This is a genomic window from Streptomyces sp. NPDC058637 (assembly GCF_042717325.1).
In the GTDB taxonomy this organism is placed as follows: domain Bacteria; phylum Actinomycetota; class Actinomycetes; order Streptomycetales; family Streptomycetaceae; genus Streptomyces.
On the sequence record NZ_JBHXRD010000033.1, the window covers coordinates 37,018 to 57,382 of the forward strand.

Consider the following 20,365-nt stretch of genomic DNA (forward strand, 5'->3'; position numbering starts at 1 on the left):
TCGTCACTCTGCGGATCGTCCGTCCCCGTGGGCCGCGTCGAGAGCTCCCGGCAGGATCCGCAGGAACGCGTCGACCTCGGCGTCGCCGATGATCAACGGCGGCATGAGCCGTACGACATCGGGGGCGGGCGCGTTCACCAGGAGTCCGGCTTCCTGCGCCGCCTGCTGCACCTTCGCCGCGTGGGGCCCGGTGAGCACGATACCCAGCAGCAGGCCGGAGCCGCGGACGTGGGAGACCAGCGGGTGCCCCAGGCCCTCGACGCCGCCCCTGATCTTCTCCCCGAGCCGCTTCACCTCGTCCAGGGCGCCGTCGGCGGCGAGGGTGTCCAGGACGGCGAGGCCGGCGGCGCAGGCGACGGGGTTGCCGCCGAACGTCGTGCCGTGCTGACCGGGCTTCAGCAGGTCGGCCGCCGCGCCGAACGCCACGGTGGCGCCGATCGGCAGTCCGCCGCCGAGGCCCTTGGCAAGTGTGACGAGGTCGGGCTCGATGCCTTGGTGGGCCTGGTGCTCGAACCAGTGGCCGCAGCGGCCGATCCCGGTCTGCACCTCGTCCAGGACCAGCAGGGTGCCGGTGGCCCGGGTGATCTCCCGGGCGGCCTCCAGATAGCCCTTGGGCGGGACGACGACACCGCTCTCGCCCTGTACGGGCTCGATGATCAGCAGTGCGGTGTCGGTGGTCACCGCGGCCCGGAGCGCCTCGACGTCTCCGTACGGCACGTGGGTGACGTCACCGGGCAGCGGGAGGAAGCCCTCGCGCTTCTTCGGCTGGCCGGTGAGGGCGAGGGCGCCCATGGTCCGGCCGTGGAAGCCCCCGTCGGTGGCGACCATGTGGCCGCGGCCGGTGAGCCGGCCGATCTTGAAGGCTGCCTCGTTGGCCTCGGCACCGGAGTTGGAGAAGTAGACGCGGCCCGTGCGGCCGAATAGCTGGAGCAGCCGCTCGGCGAGCTCGACGGGCGGTTCGGCGACGAAGAGGTTGGAGACGTGGCCGAGCGAGCCGATCTGGCGGGAGACGGCCTCGACGACGGCCGGGTGGGCGTGACCGAGGGCGTTGACCGCGATCCCGCCGACGAAGTCGAGGTATTCGATGCCGTCGGCGTCCCACACCCGCGCTCCGGCACCGCGCACCAGGGGCAGCTGCGGCGTGCCGTAGTTGTCCATGAGTGCGCCCCGCCAGCGCTGTGTGAACTCCTGGTTGCTCATGACTCCCCTTGTGCGGTCCGTGCGTCGGGCACGACCATCGTGCCGATTCCCTCGTCGGTGAAGATCTCCAGCAGGATCGAGTGCTGGACCCGGCCGTCGATGACGCGGGCCGTCTCGACCCCGTTGCGCACGGCGTGCAGACAGCCCTGCATCTTGGGGACCATGCCGCTGGACAGGTCGGGCAGCAGCTTCTCCAGCTCGGTGGCGGTGAGGCGGCTGATCACGTCGTCGCTGTTCGGCCAGTCCTCGTACAGGCCCTCGACGTCGGTGAGGACCATCAGCGTCTCGGCGCCCAGCGCCGCGGCGAGTGCGGCGGCGGCGGTGTCGGCGTTGACGTTGTAGGCGTGGTTGTCCTCGGCCGACCGGGCGATGGAGGAGATGACCGGGATCCGGCCGTCGTCCAGCAGTGCCTGGATGGCCCCGGTGTCGATGGCGGTGATCTCGCCGACCCGGCCGATGTCGACGGCCTCGCCGTCGATCACCGGGCGGTGCTGGGTGGCAGTGATCGTGTGGGCGTCCTCGCCCGTCATGCCGACGGCCAGCGGCCCGTGCTGGTTGAGCAGGCCGACGAGCTCCCGCTGGACCTGTCCGGCGAGCACCATGCGGACGACGTCCATCGCCTCGGGCGTGGTGACGCGGAGACCGGCCTTGAACTCACTGACCAGGCCCTGTTTGTCGAGCTGTGCGCTGATCTGCGGGCCGCCGCCGTGCACGACGACGGGCTTGAGACCGGCCTGCCGCAGGAAGACGACGTCCTGGGCGAAGGCGGCCTTCAGTTCCTCGTCGATCATGGCGTTGCCGCCGAACTTGATGACGACGGTCTTGCCGTTGTGACGGGTCAGCCAGGGCAGCGCCTCGATGAGGATCTGCGCCTTGGGCAGCGCGGTGTGCTTCCTCGCGGCATTCATGAGCTGTACGCGCTGTTCTCGTGGACGTACTCGGCGGTGAGGTCGTTGGCCCAGATGACGGCCGTTTCGTCGCCCTCGGCGAGGTCCGCGGTGATCCGGACCTCGCGGTAGCGCATGTCGACGAGCTCGCGGTCCTCGCCGACGCTGCCGTTCCTGCACACCCAGACGTCGTTGATGGCGACGTTGAGCCGGTCCGGGTCGAAGGCGGCCTTGGTGGTGCCGATCGCGGAGAGGACCCGGCCCCAGTTGGGGTCCTCGCCGTGGATGGCGCACTTGAGGAGGTTGTTGCGGGCGATGCTGCGGCCCACCTCGACGGCGTCGTCCTCGGTGGCCGCGCCCACGACCTCGATGCGGATGTCCTTGGATGAGCCCTCGGCGTCACCGATCAGCTGCCGGGCGAGGTCCGCGCAGACGGTCCGTACGGCTTCGGCGAACTCCTCCTGCGGCGGGGTGATCCCGGCGGCACCCGAGGCGAGCAGCAGCACGGTGTCGTTGGTCGACATGCAGCCGTCGGAGTCGACCCGGTCGAAGGTGGTGCGGGTGGCGTCGCGCAGCGCGCTGTCGAGCGCGGGGGCGTCGACGTCGGCGTCGGTGGTGAGGACGACCAGCATGGTGGCGAGGCCGGGGGCGAGCATGCCCGCGCCCTTGGCCATGCCGCCGACGGTCCATCCCTCGCCGCCCCCGACGGCCGTCTTGTGCACGGTGTCGGTGGTCTTGATGGCGATGGCCGCGCGCTCGCCGCCGTGCTCGCTGAGTGCGGCGGCGGCCTTCTCGATGCCGGGCAGCAGCTTGTCCATGGGGAGGGGCAGGCCGATGAGTCCGGTCGACGCGACCGCGATCTCGCCCGCGCTGTGGCCGGTGAGGACCTCGGCGGCCTTCTCGGCGGTGGCGTGGGTGTCCTGGAAGCCCTGGGGGCCGGTACAGGCGTTGGCGCCACCGGAGTTGAGGACGACGGCGGTCACCTCACCGCCCTTGAGGACCTGTTCCGACCACAGGACGGGTGCGGCCCTGACGCGGTTGGAGGTGAAGACGCCCGCGGCGGCGCGGCGGGGCCCGTTGTTGACCACGAGGGCCAGGTCCGGTCCGCCGCTCTCCTTGATCCCGGCGGCGATACCCGCCGCCGTGAATCCCTTGGCTGCCGTGACGCTCACTGCATCTCCTCGTTGGTCTCTCCGCCCGCCCGGCACGGCGGCGCGGTGTTCTTCGTCCCCTGCGGCCCGGCGGCCGCGTGGGTGTCCCTCACGGTGCGGTCCCGATGGTGGAGAGGCCCGTGTCCTCGGGGAGCCCGAGGGCGATGTTCATGCTCTGCAGGGCGCCGGAGGCGGTGCCCTTGGCGAGGTTGTCGATGGCGCTGATCACGATGATCCGGCCGGCCGCCGTGTCGTGGGCGACCTGGATCTGGACGGCGTTGGATCCGTACACGGCCGCCGTCGCGGGCCACTGGCCCTCGGGCAGCAGGTCGACGAACGGCTCGTCGGCGAAGGCCTTCTCGTAGACGGCGCGGAGCGACTCGGCGTCCACGCCCGGTTTCGCCTTCGCGCTGCACGTGGCGAGGATGCCGCGGGGCATGGGCGCGAGGGTCGGTGTGAAGGACACGGTGACGGGTTCACCGGCGACGGCGCCGAGGTTCTGGATCATCTCGGGCGTGTGCCGGTGGCCACCGCCGACGCCGTACGGGGTCATGTTGCCCATGACCTCGGAGCCGAGCAGGTGCGGCTTGACCGCCTTGCCCGCGCCGGAGGTGCCGGACGCGGCGACGACGACGGCCTCGGGCTCGGCGAGCCCTGCCTCGTAGGCCGGGAAGAGCGCGAGGGAGACGGCCGTCGGGTAGCAGCCGGGGACGGCGATGCGCTTGGTGCCCGCCAGTGCGGCGCGGGCCCCGGGCAGCTCCGGAAGGCCGTAGGGCCAGGTGCCGGCGTGCGGCGATCCGTAGAACTTCTCCCAGTCGGCGGCGTCCTTCAGGCGGAAGTCGGCGCCCATGTCGACGACGAGCACGTCGTCGCCGAGCTGCTCCGCGACGGCGGCGGACTGGCCGTGGGGCAGGGCCAGGAAGACGACGTCGTGCCCGGCGAGGGCGTCCGCCGTGGTCGGCAGGAGCACCCGGTCCGCGAGCGGCCTCAGGTGCGGTTGGAGCGCGCCGAGCTTCTGCCCCGCGTTGGAGTGGCCGGTGAGGGCACCGATCTCGACCCCGGGGTGGGTGAGGAGCAGGCGGAGCAGTTCCCCGCCGGCATACCCGCTCGCCCCTGCCACTGCCGCACGTACCACCATCGATATCCTCCTAGTCGATGGCATGACTATACGCAGCGGTGCAGTTTTATGCAAAGATTTTCGCTGTACGGGCAATGGGCCCGCCCCGTGATCCTGGCACAGGGCGGGCCGGGCGCCGGCACGGCCCGGCGTGCACTGTGCCGCCGCAGCGGGCGGGACCGGATGCGGCCCACGGTGCGTCAGAAGGGGTAGTGGGCGTGGCCGTGGGCCTGGACGGCGATCCAGCGGGTGTCCGTGAAGGCGTCCATGCCCGCCTGGCCGCCGAAGCGGCCGTATCCGGAGTCCTTGACCCCGCCGAAGGGTGCCTGCGGCTCGTCCGCGACGGTCTGGTCGTTGACGCGGACGATGCCGGTACGCAGGCGGCGGGCCACCGCGATACCGGCGGCGACGTCTTCGGTGATCACACCGGCGGTCAGACCGTAGGGGGTGTCGTTGGCCAGGGCCACGGCCTCGTCCGCGCCGTCGACGACATGGACGACGGTGGCGGGGCCGAAGATCTCCCCGTGGTGGATGTCCATGTCCTCGGTGACGCCGGCGAGGACGACCGGCGCCAGCAGCGCCCCGGCCTCCCCCTCGACCCGGCCGGTGCCGGCGAGGAGCCGGGCGCCCTTGGCGGTGGCGTCCTGGATCAGGGTGGCGACGCGCCGGGCGGCGTGGGCACTGATGACCGGGCCGACGGCGTTCGCAGGGTCGGACGGATCGCCGTACGGGAGGGCGTCGATCTTCTGGGCGAACTTGCCGTGGAACTCCTCGGCGATGTCCCGGTGGACGATGACACGGTCGGCCGACATGCAGATCTGGCCCGAGTTCATGAAGGAGCCGAAGGCCGCGGCGTTCACCGCGTAGTCCACGTCGGCATCCGCGAGCACCAACAGTGCGTTCTTGCCGCCGAGTTCGAGTACGGCGGGCTTGAGGTTCTCGGCGGCCAGGACGCCGATGCGGCGGCCGACCGCGGTGGAGCCGGTGAAGTTGACCATCCGGACGCGGGGGTCGCCGATGAGCGTGGCGACGATGTCGGGGGCGTCGGCGGGGTCGTTGGTGACGACATCGAGCACACCGTCCGGCAGGCCCGCCTCGTGCAGGATGTCGGCGAGGAAGAGTCCGCAGGCCACCGGGGCGTCCTCGCTGGGCTTGAGGACGACGGCGTTGCCCATCGCCAGCGGCATGGCCACGGCGCGGATGCCGAGAATCAGCGGGGCGTTCCAGGGCGCGATCGCGGCGACGACGCCGACCGGGACCCGGACCTGCATCGAGTACGCGCCGGGGGTGTCGGTCGCGAGGATCTGCCCGGTGGGCTGGGTGACCGCCGCGGCGGCGTCGCGCAGGATCCCGGCGGCGAGCGCGGCGTTGAACCCCGCCCAGGGGGCCGCCCCGCCGACCTCGCCGGCCATCAGGGTCACGGCCTCGGCCGTACGGGATTCGAGCAGGTCGGCGGCGCGCAGGAAGATCGCGCGGCGCCGGGTGGGGGCCAGCGCCGCCCAGTCGGCGAAGGCCGCCTCGGAGGCGTCGACCGCGCGGGTGACGTCCTGCGGGGTGCCGGCGGCGACGTACGCGTACGGGGTTCCGGTCCAGGGGTCGGTGTCGGGGGTGGTGCGGCCGGAGGAGGCCGGGACCTCCTGGCCGTTGATGATCAGTCCACGGGTGAGAGTCATGGGGGAACTCCTGACGGGGATGTCTGAAATGTTACGCGGAGACCGGTTCGGTACGCCTGCCGGGCATGCTCCGCCATTTCCGCGCCGCCTCACCCGGGCGTGCCCTGCCCCGGCTCCGGGCGGTGTCCGGGCGATGAAGGCCTTTCGCCGGGAGACCCGGCGGGGGCCCGGCGTGCCGTTCCCGCCGCCCATGACCTGAGCGTGTCCAAGGACGAGTCGGGCGGGGAATTCCCTGCGGCCACCGGCGCACGGGCCGCCGGTGCCGACCGCCTTCCGCCTTCCGTACGCCTCGCGGCGGGCTGACGACCAGCGGCGCCGCCACGGCGACCGGGCTGTCCCGGGCCACGGCTCGGCGTTCCCTTCTGTCGCTCCACCAGCTCGGGTACGCGGACTCGGCGGGAAGCACGTACAACCCGCTGCCCCCGGGTCATGGACCTCGGCTACGCGCGGCTGTCGTCGCTCACCCTCACCGACATCGCCCGTCCGCACCTCACCGGACCGGTCATCCGGCTGTGCGAGTCGGCCTCGGTGGCCGTCCTCGACGGCGACGGGATCCATGACGTTGCCCGGGCCGCCGCCTCCCGCATCACACGGATCGGCCTCTCGGCCGGCACCCCGGCCGCCCACCCACCCGGCTTCCACGGGACGGTGCTGCCGGCCGGACTCCCCCGACCGAACGGGCCGCCCGCATCGCCCGGATCACCTCACGGCCGCTCGCCCACGACGGATCTCGCCGCCACTCCGTCGGCACCGCGGTCCGGGACGGTTACGCCCTCGTCGGCCAGGGGCTGGAGGAGGGGCTGCGCTCCGTCGCCCTGTCCCTGCGGGACCGGGCGGGGCGCGTGGTGGCCACCCTCGACATCGCGCCGCACTCGGGGCGCTGGACGCCGCAGGAGATCCGCGACCGGGTCCTGCGTACGCTGCGCGACACCGCCGCCCGCATCGAGGTGGACCTCGCGGTGGCCTCCGGACGGGCGCCGCTCACCGTGCGGCGGGCAGGCGGCGGCGCGGATCCGAGCCCGGTGCCATGAGCTCCTCGACGCCGCGTACGCCGTACGCGGGCGAAGGCCGGGGGGGAGCACCGGGGCACCGTCCTCGCACAGGATGGCCGGACCGGTGTCGCGTTCCGGCGCGTCCCCCGCCCGTGCGGCCGGGACGAGGAGTCCGTCGGCCTGGAGCGGGTCAGGAACGGGCGTCGTCGGACTGCTCGGCGCGGGCGGCGTTCTTCTCCTTGAGGCGCACCGTCTCCTTGCGGACCTCGGCCTGGGTGGCGCGCTCCTTCTGCAGCCACTCGGGGCTGTCCTTCTTGAGCTCGTCGATCTGCGCGGTGGTCAGGGGCTCGGTGACTCCGCCGCGGGCGAGGCCTGCGATGGAGATGCCCAGCTTGGCCGCGACGACCGGCCGGGGGTGCGGGCCGTTGCTCCGCAGCTCCTGCAGCCACGCGGGCGGGTCGGCCTGCAGCGCGTTCAGCTCGCCGCGCGAGACGACGCCCTCCTGGAACTCGGCGGGGGTGGCTTCGAGGTACACACCCAGTTTCTTCGCCGCGGTGGCGGGCTTCATGGTCTGGGTGGTCTGGTGCGACGTCATGGTGTCAAGGGTAACGAGCATGTGCGCCCCCTACGACCACGCCCGGTAACCTGGCGGGGTGACAGGCTCGGAAACACCCTCTTCGTTCCGGCTCGCCTACGTCCCGGGCGTGACCCCGACCAAGTGGGTGCGGATCTGGAACGAACGGCTGCCCGGAATCCCGCTGACCCTCGTGGGCGTGCCCGCCGCCGGGGCGGCCGCCCTGCTGCGCGGCGGCGACGCCGACGCGGGCTTCGTACGCCTCCCGGTCGACCGTACGGATCTCAGCGCCATCCCCCTCTACACCGAGACGACGGTCGTCGTGGTCCCCAAGGACCACCTCGTGGCGGCCGTCGACGAGGTGACGGCCGCGGATCTCGCCGACGAGATCGTGCTGCACCCCCTCGACGACACCCTGGAGTGGGAGCGCCCGCCGGGCCTGCCCGCACTGGAGCGCCCCGCGACGACGGAGGACGCCGTGGAGCTGGTGGCGGCGGGCGTGGGGCTCCTCGTCGTCCCCCAGTCGCTGGCCCGGCTTTACCACCGCAAGGACCTCACCTACCGGCCGCTCGCGGACGTCCCCGAGTCGCGCATCGCGCTGGCGTGGCCGCAGGAGAGGACCACCGAACTGGTGGAGGAGTTCATCGGGATCGTGCGCGGGCGGACCGTCAACAGCACCCGCGGGCGGCCCCCGACACCCCCGCAGCCGAAGGCCGAACGCTCGGCCCGTAAGGGGGGCGGCGCACCACGCAAGCCCGCGGGCGGCAAGACGGTCGGCGGCAAGGCGGTCGGCGGCAAGAACCCGCGCGGCGCGACCGGCGGCGGCAAGCGCGGCAAGCCCCGCCGCCGCCCGTAGCGGGAGCGCCGGGCGGCACACCCCCTACGCGTAGTACTCCAGAGCTACGTGACAGGTGCACTCCACAGCGGGACGCCGACCACCCGGGGCGCTCCATAACTTCGGTACCGGATTCACCAGGAACACCCGGTACGGAAGGACCTCCTCATGGCGTCCCGCCCACGCGGCAACCGCTTGCGTCGCGCCCTGCTCACCGCGCTCGTCACCGCGTCCGTGGCCCTGCCGGTGTCGGGGGCGGCCCGCCCCGCCGCCGTTCCGGCTCCCGCCCCGGCCGTCCTCGGCCCGCTGGGAGCCGCGACCCCCGCGGCGCTCCGGGAGCGGTACACGGCGGGCCGCGACGGCATCCGGGCGGCCGAGCGCATGGCACTGCGGCACGGCGACCGGCAGCGCGCCGCCTCGCTGCGGGCCATGGCCGCGCCCGGGCGGCACTTCCTCGCCTTCGACGGGCGTGACGGGGGCCGTACCGCCGAGGTCTTCGGGGATCTGTCCCGGGCCCGCCGGATAGCGGTACTGGTGCCGGGCGCGGGCGTGGACCTCGACCACTACGGGCGCCTGCGGCGCGGTGCCGAGGCGCTCCTCGGGGAGCTGGGCGGCGGGTCGGCGGTCGTCGCCTGGCTCGGCTACCGGACACCGGCCACGGTGAGCCCGGCGGCGCTGACTGCGGGGCGGGCCGACGAGGCGGCGCCGCGACTGACCTTCTTCGTAAGGGAGTTGGGGGCGTCGCGGCCCGCCGCGAGGGTCTCCGTCCTCTGCCACTCCTACGGTTCCGTCGTCTGCGCCGAGGCCGCGTCCGGGCTCGACGTCGCGGAGCTCGTGCTGTACGGCAGCCCCGGCACCGGGGCCGACAGTGCCGCGGCCCTCCGCACCGGGGCCACCGTCCGGGCCGGCCGGGGCGCCGAAGACTGGATCGCCGGCGTCCCGCATCTGGAGCTGGAACTGCCCTTCGCCACCGTCGGGTTCGGGACCGATCCGGTCGCGCCGGAGTTCGGCGCCGAGGTCTTCGACGCGGGAGACGGCGGGCACAGCGACTACCTGGAGCCGGGCTCCGTCCCGCTGCGCAGCATCGCGGCGATCGTGGCGGGAGAGGCGGGGCGTCATGCGTGACCTCGTGCGCCGTATCGAGTCCGCGACTCCCCCGGACCGCGATCGCGCGGTCGACGCCCTGCGTGCCCTGGCCATCCTGGGGGTGGTGTTCGGCCACTGGCTGGTGACCGCGCTGGTCGCCGACAGCGGCACGGTGCACGGGGCGAGTCCGCTCGGGCACATGCCGGAGTTCACCCCGGTGTCCTGGGTGTTCCAGACGCTCGCGGTCTTCTTCCTGGTGGGCGGGCAGGTGGGCGCGAGGGGTTACGCCGCCGCCCGTGCGAGGGGCGAGTCGTACGGCCGGTGGCTGCGGGCCCGGATGGTGCGGCTGTTCCGGCCGGTCGCCGTGGTCCTGGCCGTGTGGGCCGCGGCGGCGGGCGTGATGCTGCTCTCCGGGGTGGACCCGGGGACGGTGCGCGCGCTGGGCAAGCTGGTGTGGTCGCCGATGTGGTTCCTGCTGGTCTTCGCGGCGCTGACGGCGGCGACGCCGCTGGTGGCCCGGCTGCATCCGCTGTGGCCGCTCGCGGTGGTCCTGCACGTGGACCTGTTACGGCTGGGGCTGGACGGCCCGGCCTCACTCGGCCGGATCAACGTGGTGGCGGGCTGGCTGGTGCCGTACTGCCTGGGGGCCGGCTGGGCGCGGGGCAGGCTGAGCAGCCGCCGGACCGGCTGGGTGTTGCTGCTCGGGGGCGCGGGCGCGGCCGTGGGGCTCGTGCTGTTCGCCGGCTATCCCGCCTCCATGGTCGGGGTGCCGGGCGGTGAGCTCTCCAACCTCGACCCGCCGACGCTCGCCGCCGTCGCCTTCGGGCTCGCCCAGTGCGGCGGTGCCCTGCTGCTGTCGGGTCCGCTGCGCCGGGTGCTGGCGCGGCCCGGGGTGTGGGCGGTGACGGCGCTGGTGAATCTGTCGGCGATGACGATATTCCTGTGGCACCAGACGGCGATGATCGTGGTCACCTCGACCGCGCTCTTCCTGACGGGCCCGCTCCCCGGGCTGCACGACGTGCCCGACGGTCCGGGCTGGGTCCTCGCCCGGCTGGCCTGGTTGCCGGTGTTCGCCCTGGTCCTGCTGGTGTGCCGGGCCGCGTTCGGTGCGTACGAGACGCGGGGCGGCGGCCGTTCGACGGTCGTGCGGAAGGTCTCCCCCGCCCCGGTCCCGGAGTCGCGTCATGCATAGGCTGAGGAGCGTGACAGGGGCGGTGGTGGCCGGGCGACGGCTGGTGGAGTGGCTGCGCGGGCTGCCGCGCGGACTCCACGACGACCTGTGGGCGCTGCCCGTCGACCCGCTGCCGGCCGTGGGCCGGCCAGGAGCACCGGTCTGGCGGCCGGTGTTCGGGATGCTGCTGGCCCTCGGTGCGGGGGCCGTCGCCCTGTTCCACGTCTACGACCTGATACCGCACGGCGTGGGCATCCCCGCCCACGCCGTGCTGCTCGCCGTGGCCCAGTCCGCGGCGCTGATCGCCGGGATGTCCCGGCCGTTGTACGCCTGGTGGGTGTCGCTGGCCCTCATGCTCGTCAGCGTGCGGCTCGCGGAACCGGCACTGGCTCCCTACGAGATGTTCCCGACCGTGCCCGAGATCGCCCTGCAGGCGGGGGCGTTGTTCCTGCTGGCGCTCCGGGTCCGTCCGCGCCGGGCGGTCACCGCGCTCGTGGTCAGCCTTCTCGCGGTGGCGTTCTCCGTCTCGTTCACGACCCGGGCCCACGACCACGCCCTGGACCGCGCCGCCCTCGCCGCCGTCACCGCCGTGGTCATCGGCGCTGCGCTGCGGGCGCTGCGGGTCGCCCGCACGGAGCTGGTCGAGCAGTCGGAGCTCACGGCGGAGGAACGGGCCCGGCGCACCCTCCTGGAGGAACGCAACCGGATCGCCCGCGAGCTGCACGACGTGGTCGCCCACCACATGTCGGTGATCTCCATCCAGGCGCAGGTCGCCCCGCATCTGGTCGAGAATCCGTCGGACGAGCTCAGGGAGAATCTGGCGGGCATCCGGGAGAACGCCGTGGAGGCGCTCGCCGAGCTGCGCCGGGTCCTCGGTGTGCTGCGCTCCGAGGACGCCGTCGCGGACGGGGTGCGGCACGCCCCGCAGCCGACCCTCGACCGGCTGGACGAGCTGGCCGGCAAGGTCCGGGGCGCCGGGGTGGCCGTGACCACGAAGACGACGGGCACCCGGCGGCCGTTGCCGCCGGGGGTCGAGCTGTCGGCGTTCCGCATCGTGCAGGAGGCGCTCAGCAATGTGATGCGGCACGCTCCCGGGGCCCGTGCGCGGGTCGAGATCGGCTACCACTCGGCCGGCGTCACCGTCCGGGTCACCAACACCGCCCCGGACGACCCGCCCGCACGGTCCGCCGGTGTGGGGCACGGGCTGCTCGGGATGCGCGAGCGGACCGCCATGCTGGGCGGTGATCTCGTGCACGGACCGACGCCCGGCGGGGGCTACGAGGTCATGGCGACACTTCCCCTGGAGGGATCCGTATGACCATCCGTGTGCTGATCGCCGACGACCAGATGATGGTCCGCCAGGGCTTCACGGTGCTGCTGGACGCGGAGCCGGACATCGAGGTCGTCGGCCAGGCCGTCGACGGCGTGGACGCGGTGGAGAAGGTCGCCGAACTGGCCCCGGACGTCGTCCTGATGGACATCCGGATGCCCCGGCTGGGCGGGATCGACGCGACCCGCAGCATCACCGGGGCGCCCGGTTCCACCGTACGGGTCCTCGTCCTGACGACGTTCGATCTCGACGAGTACGTGTACGAGGCGCTGCGCGCGGGTGCCTCCGGATTCCTGCTGAAGGACGCCTCGGCCGCCGAACTCGCCCGGGCGGTACGGGTGGTGGCGGCGGGTGACGCGCTGCTGGCCCCGAACATCACCAAGCGGCTGATCGCCGAGTTCTCCCGGGTGAGCACCGCCCCGCGCGCCCCGAGCAGGGACCGGGTCGGCGCTCTCACGGAACGCGAGACGGAGGTGCTGTCCCTCATCGCGCAGGGGCTGTCCAACGCGGAGATCGCGGGGCGGCTGGTCGTGGCGGAGCAGACCGTGAAGACGCATGTGAGCCGGATCCTCGTCAAGCTGGGCCTGCGCGACCGGACCCAGGCCGCCGTGTTCGCGTACGAGTCGGGGCTGGTGCGCCCGGCCGGTTACTGAACGGGGAGGGCTCCGTACAAGGCGTCGACCAGTGCCATCTTGCGCGGGTCGTCGGCGATGTTCGGGCCCATGCGGTTCATGACGTAGCCGAGCGACACCCCGGCCTCGGGGTCGGCCAGGCCGCAGGAGCCGCCCGCCCCGTCGTGGCCCACCGCGCGCGGGTTGGGGCCGTACGAGCCGTTCGGGCCGCTCAGCCAGAGGCCGAGGCCCAGCTCGGTGTCGTGGGTGAAGCCGGCGCCGAGCACCAGGTCCCGGCAGCTGCCCTGCCCTTCGCGGATCCGTTCGGCGGCCTCCTCGGACAGGACGCGGTGGCCGTTCAGGCTGCCTCGTCCGGCGACGATGCCGTAGAGCGCGGCGACGGCGCGGGCGGTGCCGTGGCCGTTGGCCGCGGGGATCTCCGCGGCCCGCCACTCGGGGGTGTTGGCGGCGGCCGTGCCCGTGACGGGGTTGAGGATGGAGGCGATGGCCACCGGTTCCATCCGTGCGAAGAGGGCGGCCTGTTCGCGGGCGTCGGTCCTGGGCTGGACGAGCTCGGCGACCCGGCCGGCGTCCTTCTCCGGGAGGCCGACGGTGAAGTCGATGTCCAGGGGCCCGGTGATCTCCTGGCGCAGGAACTCCCCGGGCAGCAGGCCGGTGATGCGGCGGACGACCTCGCCGACGAGGAAGCCGTACGTGATCGCGTGGTATCCGGAGCGGGTGCCCGGCTCCCACCACGGCTCGGTCGTGGCGAGCCGTGCGGTGGTCAGCTCCCAGTCGTACAGCTCGGCCAGCGTGTGCGGATCGCGCAGACCGGCGAGGCCCGAACGGTGCGACAGCAGGTGGCGTACGCGTACGGACCCCTTGCCCGCGGCGGCGAACTCGGGCCAGTACAGGGCGACGGGAGCGTCCAGGTCGAGGAGGCCGCGGTCGGCGAGGAGGTGGGCGCAGAGCGCGGTCGGGCCCTTGGTCGTGGACCAGACGTTGACCACGGTGTCCCGCTCCCACGGGCGGGTCCGGTCCTTGTCGGCCCAGCCGCCCCAGAGGTCCACCACGGGGGAACCGTCGAGGAGGACGGTGACGGCCGCGCCCAGTTCGTCACGCTCCGCGAAATTCGCGGCGAACGCGTCGCGCACCGCCGCGAACCGGTCGTCGCAGCGGCCATGGATGTGCGGCACGGTTCTCGCTCCTCGTCTCGGGAGTACGCACCGTACCGACTGGTCGGACCGGCGGGAAGGTGCCGTACACGTGGTTCCTTCGACCCGGGCGCCGCGCGGTTCCCTCGATCACGCTCACCGGTCAGCGGAAAAGCGCTTCGAGGTTCAGGCTCCAGCGGCCCCGCAGGCCGGTGAGCGTGATGGTGGACAGCGGGTGGACGTCCACGTTCCAGTACGCCGACGGCGGGGCCTTCAGGGCGTAGACGAGGGCGGCGCGGACCACGGCGGGTTCGGCGACGGCGACGATGAAGCCGTCGCAGACGGGGCGGGTGTCGAGCCAGCCGCCTATCCGCGTGATGAAGGCGAGCAGCGGTTCGCCGCCGTGCGGGGCGGCGCGTGGGTCGGCGAGCCAGGTGTCGACGGAGGCCGGTTCGCGGGCGGCGACGTCGGCCAATGTCAGGCCGCGCCAGCGGCCCATGTCGCAGTCGCGCAGGGCGGGCTGCGCCATGGGTGCGAAGCCGAGGGCGTCAGCGGTGGCGCGGCTGCGGGGCGTGGGCGAGCAGTAGCGCAGTTCGGCCGCGGCGAGCGGCACCAGGGCGCGCGCGGCGAGCTGCACCTCGTGCCAACCCGTGTGGTCGAGCGGCCGGTCGTCGTCGAAGCGCTCGGCGAGCAGGGCGGAGCTGCGTGCTGCGGCGACCAGTGAGACGCGAACACTCATGGGCGCGATCGTGGAGCCGAACCGCCGCACCGGTCAAGGGGGCGGGCGGCGGTTCGGCTGCAAGCGCTTCCGGGTCAGCCGGTCTGGAGGATCATCCACTTCTCGGGGGTTCCGAGCGGCTCGAAGCCCACCTTCGCGTACACCCCGTGGGCGTCGTCCGTGGCCAGCAGGAACCTGCGCACGCCCGCCGGGGCGAGCAGGTCGCGGATCGTGGTGACGAGCCGGGTGCCGAGGCCGAGGCCACGGGCCGACCGGTCGACGTACACGTCGCAGAGCCAGGCGAAGGAGGCGTGGTCGGTCACCACCCGGGCGTAGGCGAGCTGTTCACCGGTCGCGCGGTCGTAGGCGCCGAAGTTGAGAGAGCCGGATATCGCCCGGTCCTGGTGCTCGCGGGTGCGGCCGAGGGCCCAGTAGGCGTCCGTGGAGAGCCAGTGGTGGATGCGGGCGTGATCCAGCCGGGACGGGTCGTCGGAGATCTCGTAACGCTGCTCGGAGGCGTCGGTATCGGTCATGGGCGCAGGTTATCGGCCCTGGTCGGCCGGCCGGAGTGCTCGTCGCAGGCGGCGCGCAGCCGGTGGACGCCCTCGGCGATCTCGGCGGGTCCTGCGACCGCGGCGAAGCTCAGCCGGAGGTGACCGGCGGGGGGTTCGGCACAGTGGTACGGGCGGCCGGGGGCGACGGCGACGCCTGCCCGCAGGGCGGCGGAGACCAGGGCGGGCTCGTCGGCTCCGGGTCCGGGGAGCCGGAGCCAGAGGCTGCCGCCGCCCGACGGCACGTGGGGCAGGGCGAGTTCGGGCAGCCGGCTGCGGACGGCGGCGGTGATCGTGGTGCGGCGGCTGCCGAGCTCGGCGGCCACGGCGCGCAGATGGCGCCCCCAGGCGGGCGAGCCGACGAGTTCGAGCGCGGCCTCCTGGAGCGGGCGCGGCACGAAGAAGCTGTCGACGACCTGGATGGCGCGCAGGCGTTCCAGGACGGGGCCGCGGGCGGCCAGCGCGCCGACCCGGAGGCTCGGCGAGGTGACCTTGGTGAGGGAGCAGACGTGGACGACGACGCCGTCCGGGTCGTGCGCCACCAGGGGCGCGGGCAGCGGTCCGGCGTCCGCGTGGGCGAGGCGGCGGGCGAAGTCGTCCTCGACGACGAAGGCGCCCGCCTCCCGGGCCGTCCGGACGACCTGCGCGCGCCGGTCCGGTGCGAGGACCGCGCCGGTCGGGTTCTGGAAGAGCGGCTGGCAGACGAACACCCGCGCCCCGGTGGTCCGGAAGGCGGCCGCGAGCAGGTCGGGGCGTACACCCTCGGTGTCCACCGGCACGGGGACCGGGCGCAGTCCGGTGGCGCGGGCCGCGGCGAGCATGCCCGGGTAGGTGGGGGATTCGACGAGTACGGGGGCGCCGGGCGGGGCGAGTGCCCGCAGCGCTGTGGCCAGGGCGCTCTGGCCGCCCGCGGTGATCAGGACGTCGTCGCCGGTGACCGTGCCGCCGATCTCGCGGGCGAACCAGTCGCGGAGTTCGCCCAGCCCGTCGGTGGGTGGCCTTCCCCACGCTCCGGGACGGCGGCCGGCCCGGGCCAGTGCGGCGGCCATGGCCCGCTCGGGCTGGAGCGAGGGATGGAGGTAGCCGCCGTTGAACTCGACGACTCCCGGCGGCGGTGCGGCGAGCGTGACCAGGACGCCGGAGGCGTCGACGGTGCGCGGCACGACCTCGGGCCCGCTGCCGCCGCTGAGGGAGACCTCCTGCCAGGACGTGTCGCCGGGTACCGGTACTCCCGTGCGGGGCTCGGCCCGGAAGGCTCCGGCGCCCGGCCGGGTGACGACCAGTCCTTCGGCGGCGAGCTGCGCGATGGCCCGGGAGACGGTCACGGGGCTCGCCCGGAAGCGTTCGACGAGGGCGCGACTGGACGGCAGCTTTCCACCTGGAGAGTAGCGGTTCAGCTCACCTCGAAGGGAACTGGCCAGCTCCGCGACACTGCTACGCTCATGCATGACAGCACAGGATAGCGCTATTCCTCCCGGATCGATAGCAGTCGACGGGCGTTCCGACCGTGGTGGCGTCCTGCTCGCCGGGCTCGGCGTCGTCGCCTTCTCACTGACCTTCCCGTCCACCGTCTGGGGACTGGAGAGCTTCGGCCCGTGGTCCCTGGTGGCGCTGCGCAGCCTGCTCGCCGCGCTGCTGGCGGGCTGTTTCCTCCTCGCGGGCCGGGTCCCGGTGCCGGACCGCCGCCACTGGGGCCCTCTCGCGGTCGTCGCGGGCGGGGTCGTGATCGGGTTCCCGCTGCTGACGACGCTCGCCCTGCGGACGTCCACGAGCTCGCACGCGGCCGTGGTGGTGGGGCTGCTGCCGCTGACGACGGCGCTCTTCGCGGCACTGCGTACCGGTTCCCGCCCGCCGCGCGCCTTCTGGGCCGCGGCACTGGCCGGGGCCGCGGTGGTGATCCTCTTCACGGTGCTGCAGAGCGGCGGCGCCCTGTCCGGCGGGGATCTGTATCTGTTCGGCGCGCTGCTGGTCTGCGCGGCTGGGTACACCGAGGGCGGCAGGCTGGCCTCGGTGATGCCGGGCTGGCAGGTGATCGGCTGGGCCCTGGTCCTCTGCCTGCCCCTCGCCGTGGCGGGTACGGCCCTGGCGCTGGCCTTCGAGCCGGTGCACCTCACCGCGCACGGGATCGTGGGACTGGTCTGGGTCGCGGCGGGGTCGACCTTCCTCGGCCTGTACGTCTGGTACCGCGGCATGGCGGAGATCGGGGTCGCGCGGGCCAGTCAGCTCCAGCTGGCACAGCCGCTGCTCACCCTGGTCTGGTCGTTCCTGGCGCTGGGCGAGCAGGTGTCCGCGGCCGCTCCGGCGGCGGCGGTGGCCGTGCTGGTGTGTATCGCCGTCACACAGCGCGCGGGCCGGGCGAAGCGGGCCGGCGGGAGCCGTGCGACAGGCCGCACAGGAGGCGGAATGGGCATCGAGTCATAGACTTGTCGACATGGACCGCCACCCGTGAGGAGGTCACTCCCGATGGAGGCACACGCGGGCGACCAGCTGCTGACACACGGCAGGACCGTGGGTCAGCACGACCGCGTCGCAGAGATCGTCGAAGTGCTCGGCGAGGGGGGCAACCCCCCGTACCGTCTGCGCTTCGAGGACGGGCACGAATCGATCATGGCCCCCGGCCCCGACAGCGTCGTCCGGCACACCGCCCCCGAGGACCGGAACCGGTAGCGCGCGCACCCGCGCCGGAGACCCGTGGGTCTCCGGCGCGGACGTGCGGTCAGCGCGGGGTACGGGCCCGCACCTGGTAGTGGTCGGCCACCACGCGGGCCATGGCCCCGATCCGGTCGGCCTTCACGTGCTTCGCGGAGAAGAAGACGTGACCGCCCACCTCCGGGTGACCGGCCGCGAGGCCGAGGTGGCGGGAGAGTTCGGCCGGGTCCTGCCAGGCGGCGGGCTGGGCCGGGTCGCCGGCCTTGTAGAGCGCCTCCCCGAGGTACAGGCCGACGCCCGTACCGCGGACGGTCTCGGCCCACCAGGGGACCAGCTTCGCGTAGTCGGCGGCGGCGAGGCCGATGTTCCAGTAGAGCTGTGGGCAGATGTAGTCGATCCAGCCCTCCTTCACCCACTTCCGGGTGTCGGCGTACAGGTCGTCGTACGTCTGCACACCGGCCCGGGTGTCCGAGCCGAGCGGATCGGTCGCGGCGTTGCGCCACACCCCGAAGGGGCTGATCCCGAACCGGACCCCCGGCTTGATCTCCTTGATCCGTTCGGCCGTCTCCCGCACCAGCCGGTCGGTGTTGTCGCGGCGCCAGGCGGCCCGGTCCGGGAAGTCGGCGCCGTACCGCGCGTACGCGTCGTCGTCGGCGAAGACCTGGCCGGCCACCGGGTAGGGGTAGAAGTAGTCGTCCCAGTGGACCGCGTCGATGTCGTAGCGGGTGACCGCGTCGAGCATCGCGTCCTGGACGAATTCCCTGACCTCCGGCAGCCCCGGGTTGTAGTAGAGCTTCCCGCCGTACGGCAGTACCCATTCCGGGTGGATTCTGGCCGGGTGGGTGGCGACGAGCCGCGAGGGGTCGGTGTGGTTCGCCACCCGGTACGGGTTGAACCAGGCGTGCAGCTCCAGACCGCGTGCGTGCGCCTCGCGCACCGCCGTCCCCAGCGGGTCCCAGCCGGGGTCCTTGCCCTGTACGCCGGTGAGGTACTGCGCCCAGGGCTCGTACGGGGAGGGCCACAGGGCGTCCGCGGTCGGCCGGACCTGGAGGATCACGGCGTTCAGCCGGAGTTCGACGGCCCGGTCCAGATGGTCCAGCAGCTCCGCCTGCTGGGCGGCCGCGGTCAGACCCGGCGCCGAGGGCCAGTCCACATTGGCGACCGTGGAGATCCAGACACCGCGCAGCTCGCCCTCCCCTGCCCTGCGGCGCCGCCCCGGGGCGTGTCGCCGGGGTGCCGCGACGGCATCGCCCGCCGTCATCAGGGCGGCCACCGTGGCGGCTGCGCTCAGCACGAACGACCTTCGACCGAATTGCCGCATTTCCTCAGACCTTTCGACTCTCTGCCCTTGTGTGCCACTCCGGCTGTGGTGCGTGACACGGATCATGCCCACCCCGGGACCGCACGACCCGCAGGTCACCGGGGCCGGATCGCGGAGTAACGTCGTGGGGTCGAGGCGGGCACCGGAATCAAACGGGACTGCCGCACGGAGATCAGCGAAAGGCACGAGGTGACGGACTCTATGGCCGACATTGCACGCGTCGGAGTGGTGGGCTGTGGCCAAATGGGCGCAGGCATCGCGGAGGTGTGCGCCCGCAGCGGCCTCGAGGTCAAGGTGGCCGAGACCACCGGCGAGGCGCTGGAGATAGGGCGCACCCGGCTCCACAACTCCCTCTCGAAGGCCGCCGAACGCGGCAAGATCACCGAGGAGGAGCGCGACGAGACACTCGGCCGCCTCAGCTTCACCACCGACCTCGGTGAGTTCGCCGACCGCGATCTCGTCATCGAGGCCGTCGTGGAGAACGAGCAGGTCAAGACCGAGATCTTCCAGGTGCTCGATCAGGTGGTGACCCGGCCGGACGCGATCCTCGCCTCGAACACCTCCTCCATCCCGCTGGTGAAGCTGGCCGTGGCGACCTCCCGGCCGGACCAGGTCATCGGCATCCACTTCTTCAACCCGGCCCCGGTACAGAAGCTCGTCGAGCTGATCCCCGCGCTGACGACGTCCGACGAGACGATAAAGCGTGCCGAGGCAGTGGTGCAGGACGTGCTCGGCAAGCATCCGATCCGCGCCCAGGACCGGTCCGGGTTCGTGGTCAACGCCCTCCTGATCCCGTACCTGCTGTCGGCGATCCGGATGTTCGAGTCGGGCATCGCGAGCCGCGAGGACATCGACAACGGCATGGAGATGGGCTGCGCCCACCCGATGGGCCCACTGAAGCTCGCCGACCTGATCGGCCTGGACACCGTGGCCTCGGTCGCCGACTCCATGTACGCGGAGTACAAGGAGCCCCTGTACGCCGCTCCCCCGCTGCTCCAGCGGATGGTCGACGCGGGCCGGCTCGGGCGGAAGACTGGGTCGGGCTTCTACCCGTACGGCTGACCGCCCGCCCGCGGGCCCGGCGCTCACGCCGCCGGGCCCGCCGGGGCACGTCACCCCTGGTCAGGACCGTGTGCGGCCCGAGGGGCCTCGTCTCCTACCGCGGACCCGACGCCACGCCGGAGCGCTACGGAGCGACGGCACGGATGAGCGGGCCCGAAGCCCCGAGCCTTTCGGCGCTGTCGCAGCCTTCCGTGCATGTACTGCGAAAACTCCCTCGGATGTCCCTCCGACAGAGCCGAGAGTCCCTGAAAAGTTTCTGGCGACTCGGACCCGGGACCTACGC

The 20,365-nt window shown here is 73.1% G+C and carries 21 protein-coding genes; 10 read left to right on the plus strand and 11 right to left on the minus strand.

Annotation, left to right across the window (positions count from 1 at the left end):
- Positions 1-3: 3 nt before the first annotated feature.
- The 5 genes from ACFWVP_RS27780 to ACFWVP_RS27800 form a co-directional block, all read right to left on the minus strand.
- Positions 4-1,200: an acetylornithine transaminase gene (locus ACFWVP_RS27780; protein ID WP_384500701.1), complete on the minus strand. Its 1,197-nt coding sequence runs from the start codon at positions 1,198-1,200 to the stop codon at positions 4-6.
- Positions 1,197-2,108, minus strand: coding sequence for an acetylglutamate kinase (gene argB, locus ACFWVP_RS27785; protein ID WP_384500702.1), 912 nt, complete (start codon positions 2,106-2,108; stop codon positions 1,197-1,199). Before argB ends, ACFWVP_RS27780 begins: the two co-directional genes overlap by 4 nt.
- Positions 2,105-3,259 carry a bifunctional glutamate N-acetyltransferase/amino-acid acetyltransferase ArgJ gene (argJ, locus tag ACFWVP_RS27790; RefSeq protein ID WP_384500703.1) on the minus strand — a complete coding sequence of 385 codons (1,155 nt, stop codon included), beginning with the start codon at positions 3,257-3,259 and terminating at the stop codon, positions 2,105-2,107. The genes argB and argJ overlap by 4 nt, the downstream gene beginning before the upstream one ends.
- A gap of 88 nt (positions 3,260-3,347) precedes the next feature.
- The gene (argC, locus tag ACFWVP_RS27795) at positions 3,348-4,376 is read right to left on the minus strand and encodes an N-acetyl-gamma-glutamyl-phosphate reductase (protein ID WP_384500704.1); all 1,029 of its coding nucleotides are present in this window, start codon (positions 4,374-4,376) and stop codon (positions 3,348-3,350) included.
- 179 nt (positions 4,377-4,555) lie between these two features.
- Positions 4,556-6,028 (minus strand): aldehyde dehydrogenase family protein, encoded by a 1,473-nt coding sequence (locus ACFWVP_RS27800; protein WP_384500705.1) that lies wholly within the window; start codon positions 6,026-6,028, stop codon positions 4,556-4,558.
- A gap of 227 nt (positions 6,029-6,255) precedes the next feature.
- On the opposite strand from ACFWVP_RS27800, the gene ACFWVP_RS27805 reads away from it, so the two are divergent.
- Positions 6,256-6,588, plus strand: coding sequence for a helix-turn-helix domain-containing protein (locus ACFWVP_RS27805; protein ID WP_384500746.1), 333 nt, complete (start codon positions 6,256-6,258; stop codon positions 6,586-6,588).
- A 138-nt stretch (positions 6,589-6,726) separates the two neighbouring features.
- The gene (locus tag ACFWVP_RS27810) at positions 6,727-7,059 is read left to right on the plus strand and encodes an IclR family transcriptional regulator C-terminal domain-containing protein (RefSeq protein WP_384500747.1); all 333 of its coding nucleotides are present in this window, start codon (positions 6,727-6,729) and stop codon (positions 7,057-7,059) included.
- A gap of 151 nt (positions 7,060-7,210) precedes the next feature.
- On the opposite strand, the gene ACFWVP_RS27815 is transcribed toward ACFWVP_RS27810, so the two are convergent.
- A complete protein-coding gene (locus ACFWVP_RS27815; protein ID WP_384500706.1) occupies positions 7,211-7,615 on the minus strand; it encodes a DUF5997 family protein in 405 nt (134 codons plus the stop codon).
- A gap of 58 nt (positions 7,616-7,673) precedes the next feature.
- Here ACFWVP_RS27815 and ACFWVP_RS27820 point away from each other — a divergent pair, with 58 nt between their 5' ends.
- The 5 genes from ACFWVP_RS27820 (at position 7,674) to ACFWVP_RS27840 (ending at position 12,669) form a co-directional block, all read left to right on the plus strand.
- Complete coding sequence (locus ACFWVP_RS27820; protein ID WP_384500707.1) at positions 7,674-8,450, plus strand: LysR family transcriptional regulator substrate-binding protein; 777 nt, start codon at positions 7,674-7,676, stop codon at positions 8,448-8,450.
- Between the two features lie 147 nt (positions 8,451-8,597).
- Complete coding sequence (locus tag ACFWVP_RS27825; RefSeq protein ID WP_384500708.1) at positions 8,598-9,554, plus strand: alpha/beta hydrolase; 957 nt, start codon at positions 8,598-8,600, stop codon at positions 9,552-9,554.
- Positions 9,547-10,707 carry an acyltransferase gene (locus ACFWVP_RS27830; RefSeq protein WP_384500709.1) on the plus strand — a complete coding sequence of 387 codons (1,161 nt, stop codon included), beginning with the start codon at positions 9,547-9,549 and terminating at the stop codon, positions 10,705-10,707. The genes ACFWVP_RS27825 and ACFWVP_RS27830 overlap by 8 nt, the downstream gene beginning before the upstream one ends.
- Complete coding sequence (locus ACFWVP_RS27835) at positions 10,700-12,004, plus strand: sensor histidine kinase (RefSeq protein WP_384500710.1); 1,305 nt, start codon at positions 10,700-10,702, stop codon at positions 12,002-12,004. Before ACFWVP_RS27830 ends, ACFWVP_RS27835 begins: the two co-directional genes overlap by 8 nt.
- Positions 12,001-12,669 carry a response regulator gene (locus ACFWVP_RS27840; protein ID WP_384500711.1) on the plus strand — a complete coding sequence of 223 codons (669 nt, stop codon included), beginning with the start codon at positions 12,001-12,003 and terminating at the stop codon, positions 12,667-12,669. The genes ACFWVP_RS27835 and ACFWVP_RS27840 overlap by 4 nt, the downstream gene beginning before the upstream one ends.
- On the opposite strand, the gene ACFWVP_RS27845 is transcribed toward ACFWVP_RS27840, so the two are convergent.
- The 4 genes from ACFWVP_RS27845 to ACFWVP_RS27860 form a co-directional block, all read right to left on the minus strand.
- On the minus strand, positions 12,663-13,823 hold the full coding sequence (locus ACFWVP_RS27845) for a serine hydrolase domain-containing protein (protein WP_384500712.1): 1,161 nt from the start codon (positions 13,821-13,823) through the stop codon (positions 12,663-12,665). The genes ACFWVP_RS27840 and ACFWVP_RS27845 overlap by 7 nt on opposite strands.
- A 121-nt stretch (positions 13,824-13,944) precedes the next feature.
- Positions 13,945-14,520, minus strand: a complete 576-nt coding sequence (locus ACFWVP_RS27850; RefSeq protein ID WP_384500713.1) for a histidine phosphatase family protein — start codon at positions 14,518-14,520, stop codon at positions 13,945-13,947.
- Positions 14,521-14,594: 74 nt separating this feature from the next.
- Positions 14,595-15,032 (minus strand): GNAT family N-acetyltransferase, encoded by a 438-nt coding sequence (locus tag ACFWVP_RS27855; RefSeq protein ID WP_384500714.1) that lies wholly within the window; start codon positions 15,030-15,032, stop codon positions 14,595-14,597.
- Complete coding sequence (locus tag ACFWVP_RS27860; RefSeq protein WP_384500715.1) at positions 15,029-16,498, minus strand: PLP-dependent aminotransferase family protein; 1,470 nt, start codon at positions 16,496-16,498, stop codon at positions 15,029-15,031. Before ACFWVP_RS27860 ends, ACFWVP_RS27855 begins: the two co-directional genes overlap by 4 nt.
- On the opposite strand from ACFWVP_RS27860, the gene ACFWVP_RS27865 reads away from it, so the two are divergent.
- Both ACFWVP_RS27865 and ACFWVP_RS27870 read left to right on the plus strand, forming a co-directional pair.
- Positions 16,497-17,471 carry a DMT family transporter gene (locus ACFWVP_RS27865; RefSeq protein WP_384500716.1) on the plus strand — a complete coding sequence of 325 codons (975 nt, stop codon included), beginning with the start codon at positions 16,497-16,499 and terminating at the stop codon, positions 17,469-17,471. The two genes, ACFWVP_RS27860 and ACFWVP_RS27865, sit on opposite strands and share 2 nt — an antisense overlap.
- Before the next feature lie 42 nt (positions 17,472-17,513).
- Positions 17,514-17,717, plus strand: coding sequence for a DUF1918 domain-containing protein (locus ACFWVP_RS27870; protein WP_384500717.1), 204 nt, complete (start codon positions 17,514-17,516; stop codon positions 17,715-17,717).
- Positions 17,718-17,766: 49 nt separating this feature from the next.
- Here the strand turns inward: ACFWVP_RS27870 and ACFWVP_RS27875 are convergent, their stop codons facing one another.
- Entirely contained in the window at positions 17,767-19,020 is a 1,254-nt protein-coding gene (locus tag ACFWVP_RS27875) for a glycoside hydrolase family 10 protein (RefSeq protein WP_384500718.1), read from the minus strand.
- Positions 19,021-19,221: 201 nt separating this feature from the next.
- Here ACFWVP_RS27875 and ACFWVP_RS27880 point away from each other — a divergent pair, with 201 nt between their 5' ends.
- Positions 19,222-20,082: a 3-hydroxybutyryl-CoA dehydrogenase gene (locus ACFWVP_RS27880; protein WP_384500719.1), complete on the plus strand. Its 861-nt coding sequence runs from the start codon at positions 19,222-19,224 to the stop codon at positions 20,080-20,082.
- Positions 20,083-20,365: the final 283 nt, after the last annotated feature.